At 26.4% G+C, this 22,142-nt stretch carries 18 protein-coding genes; 5 read left to right on the top strand and 13 right to left on the bottom strand.

Going from position 1 to position 22,142, the window contains the following annotated elements; genetic code table 11:
- Positions 1-174: 174 nt before the first annotated feature.
- The 6 genes from CRU91_RS10470 to CRU91_RS10450 all read right to left on the bottom strand — a co-directional run bounded on the left by CRU91_RS10470 (position 175) and on the right by CRU91_RS10450 (position 10,229).
- Positions 175-1,830 carry a TonB-dependent receptor gene (locus CRU91_RS10470; protein ID WP_235827000.1) on the bottom strand — a complete coding sequence of 552 codons (1,656 nt, stop codon included), beginning with the start codon at positions 1,828-1,830 and terminating at the stop codon, positions 175-177.
- Positions 1,831-1,835: 5 nt separating this feature from the next.
- Positions 1,836-2,123: a TonB-dependent receptor plug domain-containing protein gene (locus tag CRU91_RS12410; protein WP_235826999.1), complete on the bottom strand. Its 288-nt coding sequence runs from the start codon at positions 2,121-2,123 to the stop codon at positions 1,836-1,838.
- 348 nt (positions 2,124-2,471) lie between these two features.
- Positions 2,472-5,222 (bottom strand): translocation/assembly module TamB domain-containing protein, encoded by a 2,751-nt coding sequence (locus CRU91_RS10465; protein ID WP_113895172.1) that lies wholly within the window; start codon positions 5,220-5,222, stop codon positions 2,472-2,474.
- Complete coding sequence (locus CRU91_RS10460; RefSeq protein WP_113895171.1) at positions 5,219-6,910, bottom strand: autotransporter assembly complex protein TamA; 1,692 nt, start codon at positions 6,908-6,910, stop codon at positions 5,219-5,221. Before CRU91_RS10460 ends, CRU91_RS10465 begins: the two co-directional genes overlap by 4 nt.
- A gap of 26 nt (positions 6,911-6,936) precedes the next feature.
- Positions 6,937-9,924 (bottom strand): transcription-repair coupling factor, encoded by a 2,988-nt coding sequence (gene mfd / locus CRU91_RS10455; RefSeq protein ID WP_113895170.1) that lies wholly within the window; start codon positions 9,922-9,924, stop codon positions 6,937-6,939.
- Entirely contained in the window at positions 9,924-10,229 is a 306-nt protein-coding gene (locus CRU91_RS10450; protein WP_113895169.1) for a hypothetical protein, read from the bottom strand. Before CRU91_RS10450 ends, mfd begins: the two co-directional genes overlap by 1 nt.
- A 106-nt stretch (positions 10,230-10,335) precedes the next feature.
- Here CRU91_RS10450 and CRU91_RS10445 point away from each other — a divergent pair, with 106 nt between their 5' ends.
- Positions 10,336-10,746, top strand: coding sequence for a hypothetical protein (locus tag CRU91_RS10445; protein WP_113895168.1), 411 nt, complete (start codon positions 10,336-10,338; stop codon positions 10,744-10,746).
- A 3-nt stretch (positions 10,747-10,749) separates the two neighbouring features.
- Here CRU91_RS10445 and CRU91_RS10440 read toward each other — a convergent pair whose 3' ends face one another.
- Positions 10,750-11,460, bottom strand: coding sequence for a DUF445 domain-containing protein (locus tag CRU91_RS10440; protein ID WP_113895167.1), 711 nt, complete (start codon positions 11,458-11,460; stop codon positions 10,750-10,752).
- A 120-nt stretch (positions 11,461-11,580) separates the two neighbouring features.
- On the opposite strand from CRU91_RS10440, the gene CRU91_RS10435 reads away from it, so the two are divergent.
- Positions 11,581-13,284 carry a lysophospholipid acyltransferase family protein gene (locus CRU91_RS10435; protein WP_113895166.1) on the top strand — a complete coding sequence of 568 codons (1,704 nt, stop codon included), beginning with the start codon at positions 11,581-11,583 and terminating at the stop codon, positions 13,282-13,284.
- Between the two features lie 2 nt (positions 13,285-13,286).
- On the opposite strand, the gene CRU91_RS10430 is transcribed toward CRU91_RS10435, so the two are convergent.
- The 5 genes from CRU91_RS10430 to CRU91_RS10410 are packed head-to-tail and all read right to left on the bottom strand — an operon-like array spanning position 13,287 to position 19,887.
- Positions 13,287-15,407, bottom strand: coding sequence for a DEAD/DEAH box helicase (locus CRU91_RS10430; RefSeq protein WP_235826998.1), 2,121 nt, complete (start codon positions 15,405-15,407; stop codon positions 13,287-13,289).
- Positions 15,391-16,554 carry a Mur ligase family protein gene (locus CRU91_RS10425; protein ID WP_113895165.1) on the bottom strand — a complete coding sequence of 388 codons (1,164 nt, stop codon included), beginning with the start codon at positions 16,552-16,554 and terminating at the stop codon, positions 15,391-15,393. The genes CRU91_RS10430 and CRU91_RS10425 overlap by 17 nt, the downstream gene beginning before the upstream one ends.
- Before the next feature lie 6 nt (positions 16,555-16,560).
- Positions 16,561-17,076, bottom strand: coding sequence for an LPS assembly lipoprotein LptE (gene lptE / locus CRU91_RS10420; protein WP_113895164.1), 516 nt, complete (start codon positions 17,074-17,076; stop codon positions 16,561-16,563).
- Between the two features lies 1 nt (position 17,077).
- Positions 17,078-19,543 carry a leucine--tRNA ligase gene (gene leuS, locus CRU91_RS10415; RefSeq protein ID WP_113895163.1) on the bottom strand — a complete coding sequence of 822 codons (2,466 nt, stop codon included), beginning with the start codon at positions 19,541-19,543 and terminating at the stop codon, positions 17,078-17,080.
- Positions 19,543-19,887: a DUF6394 family protein gene (locus CRU91_RS10410; protein WP_113895162.1), complete on the bottom strand. Its 345-nt coding sequence runs from the start codon at positions 19,885-19,887 to the stop codon at positions 19,543-19,545. Before CRU91_RS10410 ends, leuS begins: the two co-directional genes overlap by 1 nt.
- Before the next feature lie 158 nt (positions 19,888-20,045).
- Between CRU91_RS10410 and motA the strand changes: the two genes are divergently transcribed.
- From motA to CRU91_RS10395, 3 genes are read left to right on the top strand one after another with little or no spacing between them, the layout of a single operon-like run.
- Positions 20,046-20,798, top strand: coding sequence for a flagellar motor stator protein MotA (gene motA, locus CRU91_RS10405; RefSeq protein WP_113895161.1), 753 nt, complete (start codon positions 20,046-20,048; stop codon positions 20,796-20,798).
- Positions 20,799-20,806: 8 nt separating this feature from the next.
- On the top strand, positions 20,807-21,553 hold the full coding sequence (motB, locus tag CRU91_RS10400; RefSeq protein ID WP_113895160.1) for a flagellar motor protein MotB: 747 nt from the start codon (positions 20,807-20,809) through the stop codon (positions 21,551-21,553).
- Positions 21,553-21,969, top strand: a complete 417-nt coding sequence (locus CRU91_RS10395) for a hypothetical protein (protein WP_113895159.1) — start codon at positions 21,553-21,555, stop codon at positions 21,967-21,969. The genes motB and CRU91_RS10395 overlap by 1 nt, the downstream gene beginning before the upstream one ends.
- Here the strand turns inward: CRU91_RS10395 and CRU91_RS10390 are convergent.
- Positions 21,962-22,141 (bottom strand): hypothetical protein, encoded by a 180-nt coding sequence (locus CRU91_RS10390; RefSeq protein ID WP_113895158.1) that lies wholly within the window; start codon positions 22,139-22,141, stop codon positions 21,962-21,964. The two genes, CRU91_RS10395 and CRU91_RS10390, sit on opposite strands and share 8 nt — an antisense overlap.
- Between the last annotated feature and the right edge of the window lies 1 nt (position 22,142).

Here is a 22,142-nt window from a genome sequence, read left to right as displayed (position 1 = left end):
GTATAAAGAATATTACATTTTGTAAGATTTTATTTATACCCTTAAGTATGAGTTCCAAAGTAAAAAGGAAAGTATATTTTTGTATCGAAATTTTAATCTCAAAATTAAATAAATACTTTGAAACCCACACCTAAAAGTACAAAGAGAGTAAAAACTCTCTTTATAGATAGTTCCTTAAAACTCCATTTTCATAGAAAATGCAACACTTCTTGGATCTCCAAGCATAGTTCCCTCTATCCAATAAACTTCATCAGTTATATTTTGTACATTTAGATTAAAAGTAGTTGGATATTTATCAATTTTTGTTTTATATCTTAAACCTGCATCATAAAGTGTATATGATGGCATAATATCTGTATTTAGACTATTATAATATCTTTTTCCAGTATAATATGCTCCACCAGTTATTGTTAAACCTTGAATATATGGAATATTATACTCTGCATATAATTTCCCCATTTTTGTAGAAGCTTCAGTTGGTTTTTTGCCTTCTAAGTTAGGGTTTGTATGCTTTTTTAAACTTAAATCCATCAAAGTTAATCCACCCATAAGTGTAAGATTATCTGTAATTTTTCCAGTAACTCCAAGCTCAATTCCTTGATGTATTTGTTCTCCATCTTGAGTTAAAGTTGGTTTACCTAAACTTGCTACACTACTTGTATCTTCATAAGAATTTGCTTTTTCTATTCTAAATAGTGAAGCAGTTAATAAAGCTCTTTCATCTAGCATACTATATTTTACACCTATCTCATATTGAGTACTTTTATATGGGTCTAATATCTCATTTTCATTAGCAAATCTACTTCCAACTATTGTTCCAGCTTCCAAGCTTTCTATATATGTAGTATAAGTTGTTAAATTTTCAAAAGGTTTATAGACTAAAGATAATGTAGGAGTTAGCTCTGATTTATCATATTTTGTATTTGCCATATAGCTTTTATTTATAGTAGTTGCATAGTTTACTCCAACTAGTGCACTCCATTGGTCATTAAAAACTATATCATCACCTATTAGGATATTTTTATATTGTATTTTAGAACTAGGTTTTAAAGGTTGCGTTCCTAAAGTACTACTCCAAAGAGAACTATCTGGTTCTTTAAAGTTTTTAAATTCATCTAAACTCATATCATTACTTGGTATATAATAAGACCAACCATCAGAATGGGTAAAGTTTTTACTCGAACTATAAGTATATCCCATACTTAATATATGATTTACATTTCCTGTATCAAATTTTGAATCTAAAAATAGATTTGCACCATAGTTTTTTGTTTCTTGCCAAGCTCCTTTATAAAAAAGTGAAGTATTCCAAGATGTTGATGGGTCAATTACTAATTTATTATCTTGATATAATATCCTTGAATCATCCCCTTTATGTTTTATTTTTTCATAAAAAATATTTGTTCTTAAAGTAAAGATATCATTAATATCCCATTTTATATTATTTTCAAATTTATTTGATTTTATATCACTTTCTATCCAATTTGGATTATAATTTTTATTTTTTTTGATACTACTTCTATCAAAACCACTATTCCAAGTTATAAAATAAGTATTTGCACCTTTTGTTAAAGTATCTTTAAAAAAATATTTTATATCTGTATAAAATTTATCAGTTGGTTTATAATCAAATACTAAACTAATAGCTTTTTGATCTTTCTCAGATTCATTTGGAAGTTCTCCATTTTGATATAAAGCATTTACCCTATATCCAAAAATATTGTTTTCATCAAACTGTCCACCTAAATCTATAGTTCCATAGTATGATTCATTTCCATAACTTCCCATAGTTATATTTCTTAAATCTTTTGTAGTTGGTTTTTTAGTTATATAGTTTATAGCTCCTCCAACTCTTCCGCCACCATATAAAATCCTGTTGCTCCACTGATGATTTCAACTCTTTCTATATCTTGCATCATTGGTGAACTTGAAGTATTATTGGAATAAGAGATACCATTTATTATTGGATTTCTTACATTAAATCCTCTCATTGTTGGCCATTGTATATCTCCAGAGTTAGTTCCATTATTTCCAGATAATTGTGTTGTTGGGTTCATCTTAAAGATTTGTTGCATATCTTTTGCTTGTACATTTTCGATTAAGTCTTTTGAGATTATACTCATTGAGTATGGAGTGTCTTGTAGGCTTCGTTCATTCCAAATACCTATTCCAGATGTTTCTTCTACTAGGTAACCTGAATCAGCTGAACCATTTTTATAATTAAAACTAGAAACAGATATTTCATCTAATCTTGTAGTTTCATTAGCACTTAATAGGTTACCCCCCCCCGCAAGTCAATATTGCAGCAACAGACATAGCTAGTCTTATTTTCATATTTCTTCCTTTATATAATTATAATAACTACTACTAGTATGTAGTAGAAAGTAGTATTGTAATAAAAAAAAGTGGCTAAAAAATGTCCTAAAAGTTTTATTTTTGATTATTTATTTAAATTTATATATAAAACTGTACTAATATCTTCTTTTATAAATCAAATCTATACTTTGAGTTTTTTCTTCAAACCCTAGCTCAATATTCCAAAGTTTTGTAAGTTCTCTCATAAATATCAATTGTCCTGATTGTGATTTGTTTTTCAATACAACTTTATTTTTTTCACCTATATTTTTTCCAATACTTGTTTCTATATATTGAGTTGTTGGGTCATATTGAAAATATATCATATCCACACCCAACTCTTTTGCATAATCTTTTGAAAGTTCATTTAATAAAAACAAAGATGCTTGAGATTGTTTACTTTGAGTATTTTTTGATTCACCTGAAAAATTTGTTCCAAAAATCAGATAAGATAAAATATCTTTTTGACTCATCATTGGGTTTGAACTTAGATTGATTCTTGGATTTTCCAAAGTTCCACTTATCACAATAGATATTTCTATATTATCAACTTTTGTAGAAGCTTTTATATCCAAAATAGGATTTACAGGTTCAAGCCCTCTAAAATTGATATTTGAATCTTTTATTTCATACGTTTTTCCAAGTTCAGTAAAAGTACCTTCAACTCCTTGAACAGAACCAAATATCTTAATTGCTTGATTGAACTCTTTTTTTATATTCAAATTTGCTTTTGTTTTTAAATCAATATTTTTAACACTATATTTTATATCATCAGAAATAATTAAAAGTTCCAAAGCTATATTTTCTACAAAAAAATCTTTTTGTATGATAGTATCTTTTTTTGAAACGATTATAATATCTCTATCCTTGCTGATACTTAGAGCTGGAATATTGTAAAAAGCTTTTAGGTTGTTTGCTTTTATATTCCCAAAAACAAAAATTTTATTATCTTCATCTATATTTATATTTAATTTAGAGTTTAAAACTAAACTTGCATAAGAACTATGCTCTAAAGCAAGTTCATTTGTAGCTATATGCAATACTATATTTTTATCTTCCTTTGAAGTTTTTAATGTAAGATTCTCAAATTCAATATTCCCATCAAAATTAGAAATATTGAAAAAGGCTGGTTTTAAAAGAGTAAAATTTTTTGATAAATTTATATCATAAATTTTTCCTATACTAAAATCTAATCTATCTAAGATAATATTCTCATCTTTAAATTTTCCTTTTACATCTATTTTTTCAAAACTTTCATTTTCTAGTGATATTTTTGGGCTATTTAACTCAAAATCTATATCTTTTGAAGATATTTTTATCTTTGTATCTATAAGTCCACTTAGATTTAAAGCTGGGATTTCTAAGATCTTAGTTAGTTCTTTTTCAAGATTTTTAAGTTCTTTTATATTTGCTTTTATGTCTATGTTTTCAGCATTTTTATCTATATTTGCTTGAAAAACACTATTTTTTACTACTGCTTCAAAATCATCTTTTTTTGTTTTAAAGTTTGAATTTAAAGTAAATGTATCATTTAAATATAAATTTGCCTCTAAAAAAAGATTTTCTTCAAATTCACCTTTTATTTTTCCAGCAATTTTATCTATTTTTATCATTTCATCTAGTTTATAAAAATCATTTGGATTGAGATTTTTTATATCTACATCAAAAATAAACTTTTTTAAATCTTTACTATCTAGCTTTAAATTTGCAATTTTAGAGTTTAAATCTAGTTTTAAACTATCTTTTTTATATGAACTATTTAGCTTTATATTTCCAAAATTTTTTAAATTTGTATTTGCAATAATATCAATATCTTTTCCATCTATTTTTAAAACTCCATCCAAATTTGTAGCATCTATTTTTACAATCTCTTTATCAATTTTTACTTGATTTGATTCTAAATGATTTGTAAATTTTATCTCTTTTAGATTTCCATTAAAATTTGAATTTATATTTATATCTTTATGTAATGCTTCAAAAACACTCTTTTTTATAGTAGTTTGTAGATTTATATCAAAATCTAAACTATCCAAATCATTGTTTAATAATTTTGCTTTTGCTTGTATATTTGAGTCTATTTTGTCATATTTTAGATTTGAGTTTAAGCTAGAAATTTCAAGATTTGCATTTTTTATATCGTAGTTTCCACTTAAACTTAAACTTTGAATATTCAATTTTTCATCAATATCTTTTAGTTTTAAATATCCACTACTTAAATCAAAATCTACTTTTTCTAAATTTCCATTTGCTTTTAGTAGAAAATTTGCATTTATATACTCTTTTAACTCTATTTTTGAATTTAATTTATAGTTGTTTTTATCTAAGTTTATAGAAGCTTCAATAAAAGCTAAATTTGATTTAATAGTTGTAAAAATATCTGCATTTAGACTATCTTTTAAATTGGAACTGAGATTTTTTGTTTTTAAATTTACCTCATCAATTTTTTTGTCTTCATAAATAAAATCATTTAAATTTGCTTCAAAGTTTTTGATAAACAATGAAAATGGTATATCAAAACTACTATTTTGCTCTTCATCTTTAGGTTCATTTATAAATAGTTTATCTTCTAAAATTATATTTTCTATTTTTAAATCATAGATATAAATCTCTTTTATTAAAAGTGATAAAAGGCTAGGTTTTATATAAAAGCTTTTTGCTTTTACCATATCATCATAATTTAAATCTTCTATTTTTATACCTGAATATAAACTTCCTTCAACTTTACTATATGTTAAAGGAACTTCCAAACTTACATAATAAAATATTTTTTGTGTTACTTCTTTTGAAGTTATCAAATACAAAAATCCTACAAAAAATATTGCAATTATTGTAAAAAATAGATATTTTAAAATATTTAAGATTTTCAAAATACTTGCCCTATTCCTATGTGAAATACAAAACCACCCTCATCAATAGGAAAACCTACATCAACTCTTAGTGGTCCAATAGGAGTATAATATCTAGCTCCAACTCCATAAGAGTTATAGAATTTATCGTTAAATTTATTCTCTTGCAAGCTTAACATTGTAGAGTCAAAAAAAGTCACTACTCCTAAATCTTTATTTAAGGCATACTCAAATTCTAAGCTACTATCAATCATAGAAAGCCCACCATAAGGCTTATCTTCATAATCTTTAAGTCCAACTTTTTGATAAGAGTATCCACGGTTACTATAATCACCACCAGCAAAAAAGTGTTTGAAAATAGGTAAATCTTTGTTAAGTGTTCCTACACTTGTTTTAAATGAACTTGTAACTTTATCAAAAGTTTTTATATATCTAAACTGGCTTAAAGTCTTAATATAGTCAATTTCACTAGCCAATAGTTTGCTACCATTTTCAATATAAAAAGATAAATAATAGCCATTTTTTGGATTTAGAACATCATCTCTTCTATCTAAAATTATTTCATAAAAAAATGAGTTTAGAAGATAACTTCCACTTTTATATTCTTGTAAATCTGATTTTATTGTAGAGTGTTCTAGTAAAATTCCAGCTGTGTTAGATAAACCAAAGAAATCTTTTGAAAAAGATAATTTCTCTTCTATTTTCTTTTGTGAATAGCTTTTATAATCCATATCTTCATACGAAATATCATTGTTAAAAGAGATATCATCTCTTATAAAATATGGATTATAAAGGTTATTGTAAATATTGTATCCATCACTATTTACTTTTGTTCCTATTGTAAATTGCTTTAAATTTCCTAAAAAGTTTTCATTTTTATATTGAGCTTTAAATCTAAATTTTGTATCCGTATCATAACCAAAACCATACATAGTTTCTCTATAATCGCCTTGAATAAGTTTTATATCAACAGGAACAATATCACCCTCTTTAGTTATATCTGGTTCAACTGAAATATATTTGTAAATACCAAAATTATATAAGTTTTCATAAGTTTTATCTATAAGTTTTGAGTTATATTGCTCTCCTTTGTGAAATTCAAGATTTTTCTCTAAAAGTGAAGTATCAATTTTTGCATTATTATCTATCTTTACATCTCCAAAATATTGAATAGCATTCTTTGTGATTTTATATTCTATATCAACTTTGTAGTCATCAATATCTACATAAGCTTTTGCATCTAGTTTTGCTTTTGGATAACCTTTTTCACCAAGATATTTTAAAATATTTTTTTTAGAATTTGTAAAAGTTGATGATTCAAATCCATCATCAACTTTTAGTTCAATTAAGTTTTTATATTCATCCTCTATTGTTATTGAAGATATTTTTATTTGTTCATTTTTTTTGATACTAAATGTAGCTTTTTCTTCATCTATTTTATAAGATATTAAAGAGTTATAAAATCCTATACTTTGGGAATAATTTTCGATTAAATCTCTGCAAAGTTTTATGTCATTTTCACTAAACATAGGGTTTTCTTTCCAAAATTTATAAAAACTTGGATATGAAATATCACAAACTTTTTCTAAAGTTGATTTTGAAAAATCTCCTAATACTAAATCTATATCTCCATCAAAATCGATAGTTCTAATCTCTTTTGAAAAAGAGTTTAAAGATAAAAGAATTATTATTAAAAGTTTATATCGCATTTAAAAAACTCTATATTTAGCAATTACTATCTCCTTAGATATCCCAAAGTTGCACTTATAATATCGTCATCATCTTTACTAGATGATTTTATACTCTCTTTTGTATCATTTTCTTTAACAAAAGTAATATTCATCTCATAAGAACTTATTGTTTGAATATTTTTTTGTGTTGCTAAAATCTTTATCAAAATAAGTTCTATAAACTGTTTTGTAGAAATATCTGGTTTACCAAATCTATCCTCCATCTCTTCTTCAATAGTATAAAGTTCTTCTTTAGAAGTAACTTTACTAAGTCTTCTATAAAGTTCAAGTCTTACTCTATCTTCACTTATATACTCTTGACTAATATAAGCTGAAATAGCAAGTTTTATATCAACTGTTTTTTTATCTTGTGTTTTTTCACCACTTAAAGTTGCCAAAGTATCTTCAAGCATTTTTAAATATAAACCATAACCTATTTGTTTTATATGTCCACTTTGATCAACCCCAACTATATTTCCACCACCTCGAATCTCTAAATCTTGGTGAGCAAGAGCTGTTCCACTTCCTAAATAAGAGTTTGATTCTAAAGCAACAAGTCTTTTTACTGCATCTTGCGTTATAGATTTTTTATCTTCAACTACATAGTAACAATACCCTTCTTTGTTGCTTCTTCCAACTCTACCTCTAAGTTGATGTAAATCTGCAATACCAAATCTATCTGCTCCATCAATGATAATTGAGTTTGCATTTGGCAAGTGAATTCCTGATTCTACTATTGAAGTAGCAAGTAAAATATCAAACTCTTTGTTTTCAAAAGCTTCAATTATCTTTTCAGCTTTATCTGGTTTGATTTGTGAATGTATAATATCTACTTTGATATTTGGAACAATATCTTCTATATCTTTTTTCTTTGCTTCAATTGAAGCTATATTGTTATGAACATAAAAAAGTTGTCCACCTCTTCTTTTTTCTCTTAAAATTATCTCTTTGATAAGTTTATCGTTATACTCTTTTACAAAAGTACGAACACCCAATCTTTCACTAGGTGGTGTTAAAAGACTACTCATACCTTTTAATTTTGATAGGGCTAAATTTAAAGTTCTTGGAATTGGTGTAGCACTCATAGAAAAAATATGCACATCTTCTCTTAAAGATTTTAGTTTCTCTTTTTGTTTTACTCCAAATTTATGCTCTTCATCTATGATTACAAGTGCTAAATCATCTGATTTTATATCTAAAAGTGAGTGAGTTCCTATTATCATCTTTAAACTACCATTTTCAAATGATTTTTTGATACTAGTTTTTTCTTTTGCACTAGTTTTACCATCTAATTTTGCTATATTTATATCAAATTTTTCAAATCTTTTTTGAATACTATGAAAATGTTGAGTAGCTAAAAGTGTAGTAGGACATACAAAAATTGCTTGATATCCACTAGAAATAACAGCAAGTAGTGCATTCATAGCAACTTCTGTTTTACCAAAACCTACATCTCCACTTAAAAGTCTATCCATAACTTTTCCACTACTTAAATCAGAAAAAATCTCATTTATACTTCTAGTTTGATCTTTTGTATAAGCAAAGCCTGAAGTTTTTTGAAAAGTTGATATTAAATCTTTATTTATATCTATTTTGATTCCATTTACAAGCTCTCTTGCAGCTGCAAGTCTTATAATATCATTTGCTATTTCAAAAAGCCTATCTTTTACTTTCTCTTTTAATTTTGCAAAACTTCCTCGACCGAGTTTATCAACAATGGCATAAGAACTTCCATCCGCAACATATCTATCAATGGTATCTAAGTTTTCAACAGGAATTAAAAGTTTATCTTCTCCTTGATATTGTAAAATCACAAAATCTCTTTTTGCTCCCATTACAACAACAGGTTCTATTCCTTTATATTGACCAATTCCATGTTTTTCATGCACTACAAAATCATTGTATTGTAGTTCATCAAGGACAAGTTTTACTTTTTTCTTTCTTCTTTTTTTTATCTCTTTATTTAGTGAGATTATAACTTCATCATCACCTATTAAATTCAATATCAAATTTTCAAAAATATACTTTATATTTTTATCATTCAAATCCAAATCAACTGATTTTACCTTTGCTTCAGAGTTTGAAATAATAGTTATTTTTTTATCTTTATGAAAAGATATAAACTCTTTGATATTTGCAGGATTTATCTCTTGATAGTTTTTACTACTATAAATTTGTGGAGTTAATAAAAACTTATCTTTATTTACTCTTTTTTCTTCAAAAACATAAACTTCATCAAGTTCACTTAAAGCTTCTTGAGTGATAAAAGAGTTTAGATTTTGTGGTAAATATTGTGCTAAATCGCCTAAATACCAAAACCCTAAAGAGTGAATATCTTTTACAAAAGCATCACTTGAAATTGTTTGTACTTTTTCATTTATATCTTCAAAAGTTTGCTCATCTAGTGCTAAAAAAGCTGGGTTTATAGAGAAACTTTCAATCTCTTCTTTTTGAGATTTTTGGTCTTCTATATCAAACTTTCTGATACTTTCAACCTCATCATCAAATAAACTTACTCTATATCCTAATTCACTTCCTAAAGGACAAATATCGATAATATCACCTCTTATTGATATTTCACCTTCACTTGTAACAATATCTACAAAATAATATCCCCAATTATAAAGCTTACTTTTAAACTCTTCAATATTTATATTATCAGCAAAATTTATCGTAAATTCATCAAAACATCTCTCTTTTGGTAAAGGGAAACTAATAGTTCTTATAGGAGAGATAAGTATTTTATTCTCTTTTTTGTATTTATAATAATCACTTAAATTTTTTGTTATTTCTTGTAATTCTTGACTAAAAGAGAGTAAATCATCTCCAAAATTTGCTCTAAAATCTGATAAAACAAATGGTTTAAATCCTAAATAAGTAACAATATCACTCGCAATTTGTGCTTGAACATCATCATTTACTATTAGAAGTTGGCACTCTTTTAATCTCTTTTCATTTTGTAAACTCTTTAAAAATTCATAAATATTTTTCACTATTTCTCTTCTTTTACCAATTCAAAATCATTTGTATCTTTATCATAATAATATGCTGGATATGGTGTTTCATTTAATAAAAAAATCAAATTTGCACTATCAAAACCACTTTTTTGTAAACCTTTTTTAAAAACTTCTAAAATATATGCTTTTGTAGAAAAAGTTGTTGTTGTTGAATTTCCTGTATATACAAAATCTTCATTTTCAACTTTTGAAAAACCCTCTTTTTTTATATGTTTTTCAAATATATCTTTATTTTCTAGCCCTTCAACTTCAAGCAAAACCAAAACATCTATTGTTACCATTTTCAATCCTTTAAAAAAGCATAATATTAACATATTAAAGTTTTATGACAAATTACCATCTTTTTATAGTATAATATAATATTTATCTTTATTAAAAGGATTATTTATGAATTATGAACTTTTAAGTCGCCTTGCAATGCAAGACTCTGAACGATTAAAGAGTGAAAATCTTGTATTGATAAAAAAGAATGTGATTTTAGAACAAGAAGTAAAAAATTTAAAAGAATTCAACGAAATTATAGAAAAAGAGAATAAACTATTTAAAGAGCGTTTTGGACAATTAAAAAATGAAAATAGTGGTTTAGTAATAGAAAAAAACCTTCTTTTAGATGAGATAGAAAAACTTGAAAAAGAGATAGAAAAATTGACAAATAAAATCCTTTTAGAACAAGAAAGAAAAAAGGTAATCGATGAACAAATCACAAAAACAAGTTTAGATAAAAAACAAAGAGAGTTAAAAGAACAAGATGAAACTCCAGTTAGAAATCGAGCTACTTCTGTGGAGTTTTATTCGTAAAATTTATTTCATAATTAAAACTCCAAAAAGTCCAAACAAACCACCAAAAACTGCTCCCCAAAGTACAAGCCAACCCAAATGCTCTTTTATCATATTATTGATAATATCTTTTACCATTTTTGGTGTTAGTTCATCTAATCTTTTATCTACCATAAGGCTTAATTTTTCATAAATATCATCGCTAAAATCTTGAGATTTCAAAGCACTACTTACAATATCTTGAAAAGATTGGGTATTTGAAATATCTATAATCGAACCACGAAGTTTATTTACAAATGGTTCTTTTAGTGGTTCAAGAGCATTAACTCCACCAAACATTCCTAACATTCCACCAAAAGGAGATTCAACAACAGACTCTTTTAAACTATCAAAAGCTTTAGAAAAATCTGTTTTCTCTAAAATACCTTTAAAATCAATAGTTTTTTTATTACTGTCTAAATCTTCTTTAAAAAAGCTATTTAGCTTATCTTTTGTAAAAAATTCTTGCATTATTAACTTGTGAATAGATAGTTTAAAATCTTTAAATTTATTTTCTATTACTCCACTTCCATATAAAAAAGGTATTTTCTCAAAAAGCATATAAATAGCCAAAGTGTTTGTTACAGCACCACTTAAAGCAAAAAGTCCAACCATAAATATTAAATCATTACTATTTGAATATCCATAAGCCATTATTAAAACAGTAATTAAATTTGTAATATCAGCCTTATTCATAAAACATCCTTGAGAAAAAATAACAAAATTTTATCATATCTTTTTTAAAAGAAATAATTTTCATTTTGTAACTAATTTGTTACTAACATTTTTTAAAATACTTAATATTTAGGAGAAAAGATGATAAATATACAAAAAGAGATAGAAAAAAAGTTTCCAAACATAAAAGAGAATATTTTAAAAAAATCTTTATTGAAAATAGCAAAAAAATTGGTTCATGAAGATTCAATAAATAAATTCTTATCACAAAATGCACACTTAAAAGGTTTCGAATTTGTGGATGCAGTTTTAGATTATTTTGATTTTGACTACACAGTTTCAAGTAATGATTTAGAAAACATCCCCTCAACAGGAAAAGTTGTAATCATAGCAAATCATCCTTTAGGTGGTCTTGATGCACTTTGTTTATTAAAGCTTATTGGAAGTGTAAGAAAAGATGTAAAAATATTGGCAAATGATTTTTTACTAGGCTTTGAAGCATTAAAACCATTGATTATTTGTGTAAATAACTTTTCAAATGTACAATCAAAAAGTAGTATAAAAAAAATATATGATGCTTTACACAAAGAAGAAGCAGTTATCATTTTTCCAGCAGGAGAAGTAAGCCGTGCAACACCAAAAGGGATAAAAGACCAAGTTTGGAGTAAAGGTTTTTTAAGTCTTGCAAAAAATAGCAATAGTCCAATATTACCAATATTTTTAGATGCAAAAAACTCAAAAACATTTTATACAATCTCTATGATAAATAAAACTTTTTCAACTCTTTTATTATCAAATGAGATGTTTAATAAAAAATCAAAAAATATCAATATAAAAATCGGGCAAATAATACCAAACGAAAATTTAACACCAAAAGGTTTAGATAAAGATTTTTTAGTAAATTTATACAAAAAACACCTTTATGCCCTAAAAAAAGGCAAAAAGTCTTTTTTTGAAACACAAAGTGCAATAGCACATCCTGTAAATAGAACTGACCTATATAATGAACTTAAAAAATCTCAACTTTTAGGGCAAACAAATGATGAAAAAGAGATATACCTATACGATTATATTGAAGATTCTATTGTTTTAAAAGAGATTGGAAGATTAAGAGAGTTATCTTTTAGAAAAGTTGGAGAAGGTGTAAATAAAAAAAGAGATACTGATAAATACGATGTTTACTATCAACACATAATATTATATGATAAAAATGAGTTAGAAATTGTAGGTTCATATAGAATAGCAAACTGTGATTTTGTTTATAAAAAGTTTGGAATAAAAGGCTTTTACTCTAATTCATTATTTCAATTCAATGAGGAATTTAAACCCTATCTAACAAATTCTATTGAATTAGGAAGAAGTTTTGTTCAACCAAAATATTGGGGAACAAGAGCTTTAGACTATCTTTGGTTTGGTATTGGAGCATATTTAAAAAATAATCCAAATATAAAATATATGTTTGGACCTGTGTCTATATCTGGGACTTTTCCATCCTTAGCAAAAGATTTATTGGTGTTTTATTACACTTACTATTTTGAAGAACCAAAAATATTAGTTGAAGCAAAAAGCCCATATTATTATACAAATAACCTTTTTGATATAAGAGAATTTTTCAAATTTGATGATAAAAAACAAGATTTTAGAAGATTAAAGTCAGCTTTATTGAACATTGGAGTTTCTATTCCAGCTTTATATAAACAATATAGTGAACTAACAAATGATGATGGTGTAAGATTTTTAGAGTTTAGTGTGGATAAAGATTTCAATGATTGTGTTGATGGTTTTATATTAGTTGAAATAGATAAAATAAAAGAACATATAAAACAAAGATATATTTTTAACTAAGATTACTTATAGTACATCTGTTTATAGCCTTCGACTCTTTTTTTATAGCTTGAGTTTAGCATAGCATTTTTTGAATCAAGGAAGTCTATTGCTAAACACTCTTGATTTCCTCTTCCAATTCTTCCTAAATACTGTATCAACCTTCCGTGATACGAAATAGGAGTAGCAAATAAAATAGTATTTAAATGAGGGAAATCTATACCTTCACCAAAATATGAAGTAGTTGCAAGTATCAAAGAACTTTTTTTAATCTTTTGCATATTTTCAACTTGTTCTTTCTTATTTTGACTTCCATGAATTGATACAAACTCTATATTTACATCTTTTAACATTGTTTCTAAAATATTTATATGCTCTATTCTATCTGTTAAAAGCAATATTTTTCTATGTAAGTTTTGTTTTATAGCTTCAACTATTTGTTTATTACGATTTTCATCTAAACATAGCTCATTTACTATTGTTGTATAGTTATCGGCATTGCTTACAAAATCAGTCCTTACCACTAAAAGTTTATTTGTATTAGATTTTTTCTTTTTATATTCATAAGATATCTCACCCAATTGCTGATATAAAATAGGTTCTAACTCATCTTTTCTATTTGGTGTAGCACTAAGTCCTAAAATAAACTTTCCACTAAAGCTTTTTACAACTTGCTCAAAAGTAAGTGCAGGGATATGATGGCACTCATCAACAATTACAAAAGAGTAATTTTTTATAACATCTGGTGTATTATTCAAACTTTGCATAGTTGCTATATCCAAAGTACCATTTAATTTATTTTGCCCTTTTCCAAGATATCCTATATCTTTTTTTGTATATCCAAAATACTCTACAAAACGGCTAATCCACTGGTCAAGTAGCATATTTTTATTTACTATTATCAAAGTTTTACAAGCTCTTTTTTCAAAAATCTTTGCTCCTATTAAAGTTTTACCAAATCCAGGTGGAGCAACACAAATAGAATAATCTTTTCTATTTATCTCTTTTATGGCTTCATCTTGTTCTGGACGAAGATTAAAAAGAACTTCTTTTGTAGTTATTTTTTCAAAAATTCTTTCATCTTTTATAGTAAATTTAACTCCAAAAGAGTTACAAAAATCAAATATTTTATCTTTTAATCCTCTTGGAAGATATAAATATTTCTCATCTTCATCATAACTTTTTATATATTTTGGAGTATTGTATAATGGTTTTCGCAAAGACAAAAGAAGTTTTATTTGTGGATTTTCAAAAGTTGCAAAAGATTTTAATTTTGATATAAATGACTTTGATAGATTAAAAGTTGGGATTGCTATGCTATTATTAAGAACTATTTCAAAACTATTGATTGGTAGTTCAATATTTTTTAAATCCTTTTCTATATTTTTTAAATTTGGAGTTTGAGCAAAATTATAAACAATATTTTTTGAAACTTTTTTTATATTTGATAAAACGAACCATTGATCTTCATAAATCTTATTTGTAACAATATCCATAAAAACTGTTCTGTTTTTATCTCTAAATTTTAGTTGAAGTGGTAACTCTAAACTAAAACCCAAACTCTCTTTTGTAGCAAACTCTTTGTTTGGGTATATTTTTGCACTAATATTTGCTTTTTTTTGTAAGAATAAAGCAAAATTATAAGCTATTTTAGAAGATAAGGCTTCATCAAAAAATATCCAAGCAAATAAAGAGTTATAAGAACTTAAAGAGTAATATGCCTTTATATTTAGCTCATTTAAAACTCTTTGAAGTTTAAAAACATCTTCACTATTTAGTTCAAAAACAACAAACTTCGACACATTTTTATTGTCAATTGTATATGTTGCTAAAAAAATATTTCCTCTTAAATGCTCTTCTATCTCTTTATTTGTTAAAGGCAAATAATCTTCACCTTGATAAGTTGCAGTTACAGGAAAGAATCCCTCTTTTTTTCCATCACGACTTATCCATTTTTTTGCATAAATATCACTTCTAGCTATAAATAACTCTTTAAAAAGCTCTATTTTTTCATCTTTTGATAAACTCTTTTTAATAGTTGTTGCTTGCTCTTTTATTTGACTTTCTAAAAGTAAAATCTCATTTTCAAGTTTTGATTTTTGTAAATATAAATCTTCAAGTTTTTGTTCAAGAGTTTTTATCATAAAAATTCTTTAAAAATTTTTCAACAACCAAGAAAGAACCAAATACTAGATATTCTTCATTATCTTTGAGTTCATATTTAGGACTTTGTTTTATTTCTAATTCATCAATAACTTTTAAAAGTTCATCTTTTTGTACTACTCTTTTATCATCTAAATCTAAAATTGAGATTGTTTTTATAATAGGTTTTAATATACTCAAAACTTCTTTATAATCTTTATCAGCATAAGAGTTATATATCAAATTTACTTTTTTATTTTTAAATTCTTCAAGCAAAACTAAAGCAGCTAGAGGATTATGTCCTACATCTATTGTTACGTTGTTTTCTATTTTTTGACATCTTCCAAAAAGTGGTGTATCATCAAAAAGTTTTAAATCAACTGAAATGTTAAGTTCATCTAAACAAGCTATAACTAAATGTAAATTTCTTCTCAAATAAGTAGCAAATTTAGGATTTAATGAGTATTTATCAAAATCAGTAACTTTTAAAATTTCAATATTTATATCTCTTTGTTTTAAAATTTGCTCTTTTACTTTTCGTGCAGTTTCATAAACTTCATCAAACACTTGATAACCTATTAACATTTTATTATCAACTGAACGCATTTTTGTAGTAGCAATCTTTTCTATGCTATCACCTAAAAAAGATATATGATCTAATCCTATTGTAGTAATTAAAGATATATCATTTTTAACTACATTTGTAGCATCAAATTCTCCACCAAGTCCAGCTTCTAAAACTAAATAATCAAAATTATTCGATAAATACAAAGCCAAAAGAGTCGTATATTCAAAATATGTAAGTTTTTCTAATAGTTTAATATCATATATATTTTGTAAAAATTTATGTGCAATTTCTAGTTCTTCATCACTTACATCAAAGCCATTTATCCAAATTCTTTCATTAAATTTTAGAATATGTGGTGAACTATAATGTAAAGTTTTATACTTTTTTTTGTGTAGATAATGAGATAAAAATCTTCCAGTGCTTCCTTTTCCATTTGTTCCAACAATATGAATAACAAAAGGAAGTTTGATTTTAGTTTGTAAAATAGTCCATGCTTTTACTACAAAACTAAAATCAATTTTATCATAGTACATAGTTTTATATTTCAAAAACTCATCTAAATTTATACTTTTTAAATTCATATTCTTTTAATTAAAAGATGCAACTGCAATTCTTGATAAAATTTCAGTTACAGCTTGATCACTAGCTTTTGTAATAGCTTCATATCTATGAGAATCGTTGATAGTTGCACCTTTATCAACTGCGAAATCATATTCTCCATCAACACTAAAGGATTTTACTTTTTGTGTTGCTTTATTTAGATATTTTACTCCTATTACAACTCTTGCTTTATACAATTTATTGTATCCATCTGCATCATATTGTAAAGTTGAAAAGCTAACAGAATTTATTTTTAAATCCATTATAACATCGGCTTCAATATCACTATTTACAAGATTTGAACCAACTTTTTGTACCAAAATCTTTGTAACTGCATCTTTTATTAAAACAGAGTTTCTAGGATCTGATAAGCTAACATCTAATCTTACAAAAATATCTTTTCCTAACTCTTGTTTTGCATAATATGTTGAAGGTCTATACCCACAAGAAATTAAAAAAATAGATATAAAAATAGCAAAAATAGATACTTTAAAAAATTTCATATTAAGCCTTGATTACAATATTTACTAATTTATTTGGAACAACAATCTCTTTTAAAATTTCAGCTTCACCTATCCATTTTGAAGCTTGCTGTTTTGCTAAAATAAGTATATCTTCTTTAGTTGTAGTTGGACTTACTTCAATTTCACATCTTTTCTTTCCATTTACAGTTACAGCTAAAATTATGCTATCTTTTTCAAATACTTCTTCTTTTACTTCCAAACTTTTTTCAAAGTTTTTAAGTGAAAATAATTCATTTGATATTTCCCAACAAGTATGAGGGATAACTGGTTCTAAAATATTTGTTAAAATATAATATGCTTCTGCCCAAATAAGCTCATTTTTTTGTGTTTGAAGAGCATTTAAAGCTTCCATACAAGATGCTATTAAAGTATTAAAAGCATAAGTTTTATTTAAAACTTCATTTGATTTTACAAGTGCATCATAAACTTTTTTTCTAGCTTCTTTCTCTTCTTTACTTAAAATTGAATGATCTATTTTAAATATACCTTCAACTCCAGATTTTGTTACATTATTTGATCTTTCATAAAATCTTTTTATAAATTTATATGCACCTTCAACTGCACTATCATTCCATTCTAACTCTTTAGTTGGTGGTGCTGCAAAAAGTATAAATAATCTTGCTGTATCTGCTCCATATTTTTCAATTATCATATCAGGATCTACAACATTTCCTTTTGATTTTGACATTTTTGCACCATCTTTTAAAACCATTCCTTGAGTTAGAAGTCTATTAAATGGCTCTGTTGAATTTGTATATCCCAAATCTCTTAAAACTTTTGTAAAAAATCTTGCATATAAAAGGTGTAAAATGGCATGTTCAATTCCACCGATATACTGATCCACATCCATCCAATAGTTACTATCTTCTTTTGATATTCCTTCTTTTTGCCATTTTTTATAGTTTGTTGCATATCTTAAAAAATACCAAGATGATTGTACAAAAGTATCTAAAGTATCAGTTTCTCTTAAAGCATTTTCTCCACATTTAGGACAAGAACAGTGTTTCCAAGTTGGATGCTTATCAAGTGGATTTCCCTCACCTGTAATCTCTACATCTTCTGGCAAAGAAATAGGAAGATTTTCTATTTTTTCAGGAACTAAACCACAAGTTGGACAATGTACAAATGGAATTGGAGCTCCCCAATATCTTTGTCTTGAAACACCCCAATCTCTTAATTTATAATTTACTTTTTTTATTCCTAAAGAGTTCTGTTCAAAATGATAAATAATAGCTTGTTTAGCATCACTATTTGATAATCCAGAAAAACTTTCACTATCAATCAATGTACCTTCATCTACAAAAGCTTCTGTTGGTTTTTCTATAAATCCATCTTTTCCTACAATTACTTGTTTCATAGGCAGTTTATATTTTAAAGCAAATTCAAAATCTCTTTGATCATGAGCTGGAACTGCCATAACAGCACCTTCTCCATAAGAACTCAATACAAAATTGGCTACCCAAATAGGAATAGTTTGACCAGTTAAAGGATGAACAGCCTCTATTTCTAAATCTATTCCTTCTTTTTCTAAAACTGCTCTATCTCTTTCTTGTATTTTTTGCATCTCTTTTATAGCTTTAATTTTTTTCTCTGGTAAAAGATTTTTTTCAACTATATATTTTACTATTGGATGTTCAGGAGCTAAAGCAGAATATGTAACTCCATAAATAGTATCTGGTCTTGTTGTGAATACAAAATATTTTGTAAATGCTCTTTCTATTTTTGCTCTTGACTCTTTTGTTAAATCAAATTTAAATTCTAAACCTTCACTTCTTCCTATCCAGTTCTCTTGCATTGTTAAAACTTGTGATGGCCAATTATTCTCTAAAAGTTTTAAATCATCAAGTAAAGTTTGAGCATATTTTGTGATTCCTACATAATATCCTGGCATCTCTTTTTGAACAACCTCAGTTCCACATCTCCAACAGCATCCATCTTCAAGTTGCTCATTTGCTAAAACTGTTTGATCATGAGGACACCAATTTACAGTTGCTGATTTTCTATATATAGTTCCAGCTTCATACATTTTTATAATAAACTCTTGTTCCCATTTAGTGTAAAGTTCATCACTTGTTGCAAACTCTTGATTTTTGCTAAAAGACAATCCCAAAGATCTTAATTCTTGTCGCATATAATCAATATTTTCATAAGTCCATTTTTTTGGATGAAGTTTATTTTTTATCGCTGCATTTTCAGCTGGCATACCAAAACTATCCCAACCTATTGGATGAAGTACATTAAAATTATTTTTTCTAAAATGTCTAGCAAAAGCATCACCTATACAGTAATTTCTAACATGTCCCATATGTATTCTTCCGCTAGGATATGGAAACATACTTAAAATATATTTTTTATCTTTTGTTAAATCTTCACTTGGTTCAAAAGAGTTATTTTCATCCCAAAATTTTTGCCATTTATTTTCAATATTCTTTGAAATATACTCCATTAATAATCATCCTTATCTTGATTTTTTGCACTTTCTATCAATGAAAGTGCCATTGAAACAATATTTGCAATAACAGCACCTATTGCTAAAGCAAATACTAGCTTCATATTTCCAGTCATAACCATTACTAAAAATGCTGGTATTAAGTGTAAATCAGCAACTAAAGAACTAGCCAATAATTCAGCCGCTAATAGATTTTTTACACCGATTTTTAAAATTGTAGAAATAATATTAACACCAGCAGCAATAAATAACGCTATTGTAGATGGATCATATAAAAATCCAGCCGTTGTTGTTAATGACATTAAAGTTAAGAAAATATAGGTTACCTTACCCCAATCCATTTTTTTCCTTTAAATTATTTAAATTAAGCGGTTATATTATCCAAAAATTGATAAAAAACTTATTTTAATACTTGAGTTTATATTTCTGAATAAAGTTCTACAGCTAATATTTAATATTTTTTAGATATAGTAAATACAATTTTTTTTTAGGAAAATAAATGGATTTATCTGTATTAATAGGACTAATAGGAGCTTTAACCTCTATTTCTGTAGGAGTTATTTTAGAGGGTGGTAATCCTGCAGGAGTTCTTCATATTGCATCATTTATAATCGTTATTCCAACTGCAATTTTAGCTTCTGTAACAGCAACTGAATCACACTTAATTAAAGCAGCTTTTAAAGAGCTAAAAGGAGTATTTAAAAAATCTCCAGTAAATTATGAAGCTAGGATAGATGAACTTGTTGAATATGCAATTACTGTAAAAAAACAAGGAGTTCTTGCCTTGGAAAAAGATGTTCAAGCTATCGAACATGCTTTCCTAAAAGAAGCATTAAGTATGGTTATAGATGGTTCAAAAGAAGAACAAATTGAAGAACAACTAGAGCCTGTAATAGAAGAAACCGAACACTATTACCATGGAGCTTCGCATTTTTGGATGCATGCAGGAGAGACAGCACCTACTATTGGACTTGTAGGGGCTGTTTTTGGACTTATTTTAGCATTACAACAACTTGATAATCCAGCAGCAATGGCAGCAGGTATTGCAGGAGCTTTTACTGCTACAGTTATGGGGATTGCTGGATCATATATTTTTTTAGGTCCATGGGGAGCAAAACTAAAAGCAAAAGGACATCTTGTTGTAAAAGAACAACAACTTATTCTAGCAGCTTGTAAAGGTATGGCAAGAGGTGATGCACCAGGTGAGCTTAAATTAAGACTCACTAAAATGATTACTCCTATGCCACTATAAGGTTTTAAATGGCTAAAAAAAAGAGTAAATGTGAATGCCCAGCTGGAGAAAAATGGGCTGTTCCTTATGCAGATTTTTTAAGTCTTCTTTTAGCCCTATTTATTGCATTATATGCTTTAGCATCGGCAAATGTTGAAAAACAAAAAGCATTAAAAGAAGAATTTGTCAAAATATATAACTTCTCTACAGCTGATACGTTAAAAGAACAAGATAATACTGAAAAATCTATGACTGATGATCCTTCTGAACAACCAGATGAAGGAAGAAAAGTAATTGTTCACACTTTAGAAAATAAAGAACAACTAGAGCAAAATAAAAATAAGGGAGCAAATTTAATAGAACTCCCAGATGGCTCTTTAATGAGTGTTCCAGCACATCTAACTTTTGAAGTTGGGAAAGCTGAAATAACGTCTATTTTTGCAAATGATTTTTTAAGTAAATTAGCTGAATTAATACAAGCTATGCCAAGTGATACAGAGATAAATGTGAAAGGTTACGCTGAAGATAGTGAAGTTAGAAGCTCTAGATATAAAGATGCTTTAGATCTTTCAACTGCAAGAGCAAATAATGTAATCAGAGAATTAATTAAACACAATATTGATCCATCAAGATTATACTCAAGTGGATTTGGAAGTAACAAAACTAGTACATTAGCAGATAAAAGAATTGTTTTATTTGAACTTCGTACAAATGGAGATGCTATTAGTGAAGATGATCAAAACTTAGAAGATATTTTTAATAGAATGAAAGAGTGATGAAAGATAAAAAATTCAGAACCCTTTGGGAAAACACTAAAAAGAAATGTTGCTTAAAAAAGTTTTTAGAGCTAGATAAATTTGCTAAATATGGTTCAATTTCTGTTTTAGCTATTGCTATTTTAACTCAAAGTTACAATGTAGTAATAGCTAAAAATTTCGTACTTTCATTTATATCTTTACTATTTAATCTATTTTTTCTACTAATAGTTTTATTAAAATTAGATATAGTAAAAATGAATATTTTAAAACCATATATAAATTATTCACTTAAGTTTTTGATTTTTTTATTTTTATTGAATTCTTTTATCTATCTTTTCATAGATAACTGGGTTTATCAGTTTGTATATGCACCTATAAATTTATTAGGTGCATATTTCATCTTTTTGCTTTTAAAGAAAGACTCTATTAGTTAAACATACCTTTTAAAGCATCTCTTCTATCTTGAATAGAAGATGGCTCTTTATCTGGTTTTGTTATATCTTCTTGTTTTGGACTTTTTAATATGTTATATAAAATAATCCCAATTAAAACTAATATTAATAAAATAATAGGAACTAAAACTTTAAAAATACTCATTTCTTTCATT

The organism is Aliarcobacter vitoriensis, assembly GCF_003316695.1.
Classification (GTDB): domain Bacteria; phylum Campylobacterota; class Campylobacteria; order Campylobacterales; family Arcobacteraceae; genus Aliarcobacter; species Aliarcobacter vitoriensis.
The sequence above is the reverse complement of the archived record's forward strand: the minus strand, read 5'-3'. Positions and strand labels throughout refer to the sequence as shown.

Excerpts from the sequence above, each read along its gene's own strand:
- CRU91_RS12410 (WP_235826999.1), bottom strand. The coding sequence starts at position 2,123 with ATGAGTATAATCTCAAAAGACTTAATCGAAAATGTACAAGCAAAAGAT.
- CRU91_RS10460 (WP_113895171.1), bottom strand. The coding sequence starts at position 6,910 with ATGCGATATAAACTTTTAATAATAATTCTTTTATCTTTAAACTCTTTT.
- CRU91_RS10450 (WP_113895169.1), bottom strand. The coding sequence starts at position 10,229 with ATGGTAACAATAGATGTTTTGGTTTTGCTTGAAGTTGAAGGGCTAGAA.
- CRU91_RS10445 (WP_113895168.1), top strand. The coding sequence starts at position 10,336 with ATGAATTATGAACTTTTAAGTCGCCTTGCAATGCAAGACTCTGAACGA.
- CRU91_RS10440 (WP_113895167.1), bottom strand. The coding sequence starts at position 11,460 with ATGAATAAGGCTGATATTACAAATTTAATTACTGTTTTAATAATGGCT.
- CRU91_RS10435 (WP_113895166.1), top strand. The coding sequence starts at position 11,581 with ATGATAAATATACAAAAAGAGATAGAAAAAAAGTTTCCAAACATAAAA.
- CRU91_RS10430 (WP_235826998.1), bottom strand. The coding sequence starts at position 15,407 with ATGATAAAAACTCTTGAACAAAAACTTGAAGATTTATATTTACAAAAA.
- CRU91_RS10425 (WP_113895165.1), bottom strand. The coding sequence starts at position 16,554 with ATGAATTTAAAAAGTATAAATTTAGATGAGTTTTTGAAATATAAAACT.
- lptE (WP_113895164.1), bottom strand. The coding sequence starts at position 17,076 with ATGAAATTTTTTAAAGTATCTATTTTTGCTATTTTTATATCTATTTTT.
- leuS (WP_113895163.1), bottom strand. The coding sequence starts at position 19,543 with ATGGAGTATATTTCAAAGAATATTGAAAATAAATGGCAAAAATTTTGG.
- CRU91_RS10410 (WP_113895162.1), bottom strand. The coding sequence starts at position 19,887 with ATGGATTGGGGTAAGGTAACCTATATTTTCTTAACTTTAATGTCATTA.
- motA (WP_113895161.1), top strand. The coding sequence starts at position 20,046 with ATGGATTTATCTGTATTAATAGGACTAATAGGAGCTTTAACCTCTATT.
- motB (WP_113895160.1), top strand. The coding sequence starts at position 20,807 with ATGGCTAAAAAAAAGAGTAAATGTGAATGCCCAGCTGGAGAAAAATGG.
- CRU91_RS10395 (WP_113895159.1), top strand. The coding sequence starts at position 21,553 with ATGAAAGATAAAAAATTCAGAACCCTTTGGGAAAACACTAAAAAGAAA.
- CRU91_RS10390 (WP_113895158.1), bottom strand. The coding sequence starts at position 22,141 with ATGAAAGAAATGAGTATTTTTAAAGTTTTAGTTCCTATTATTTTATTA.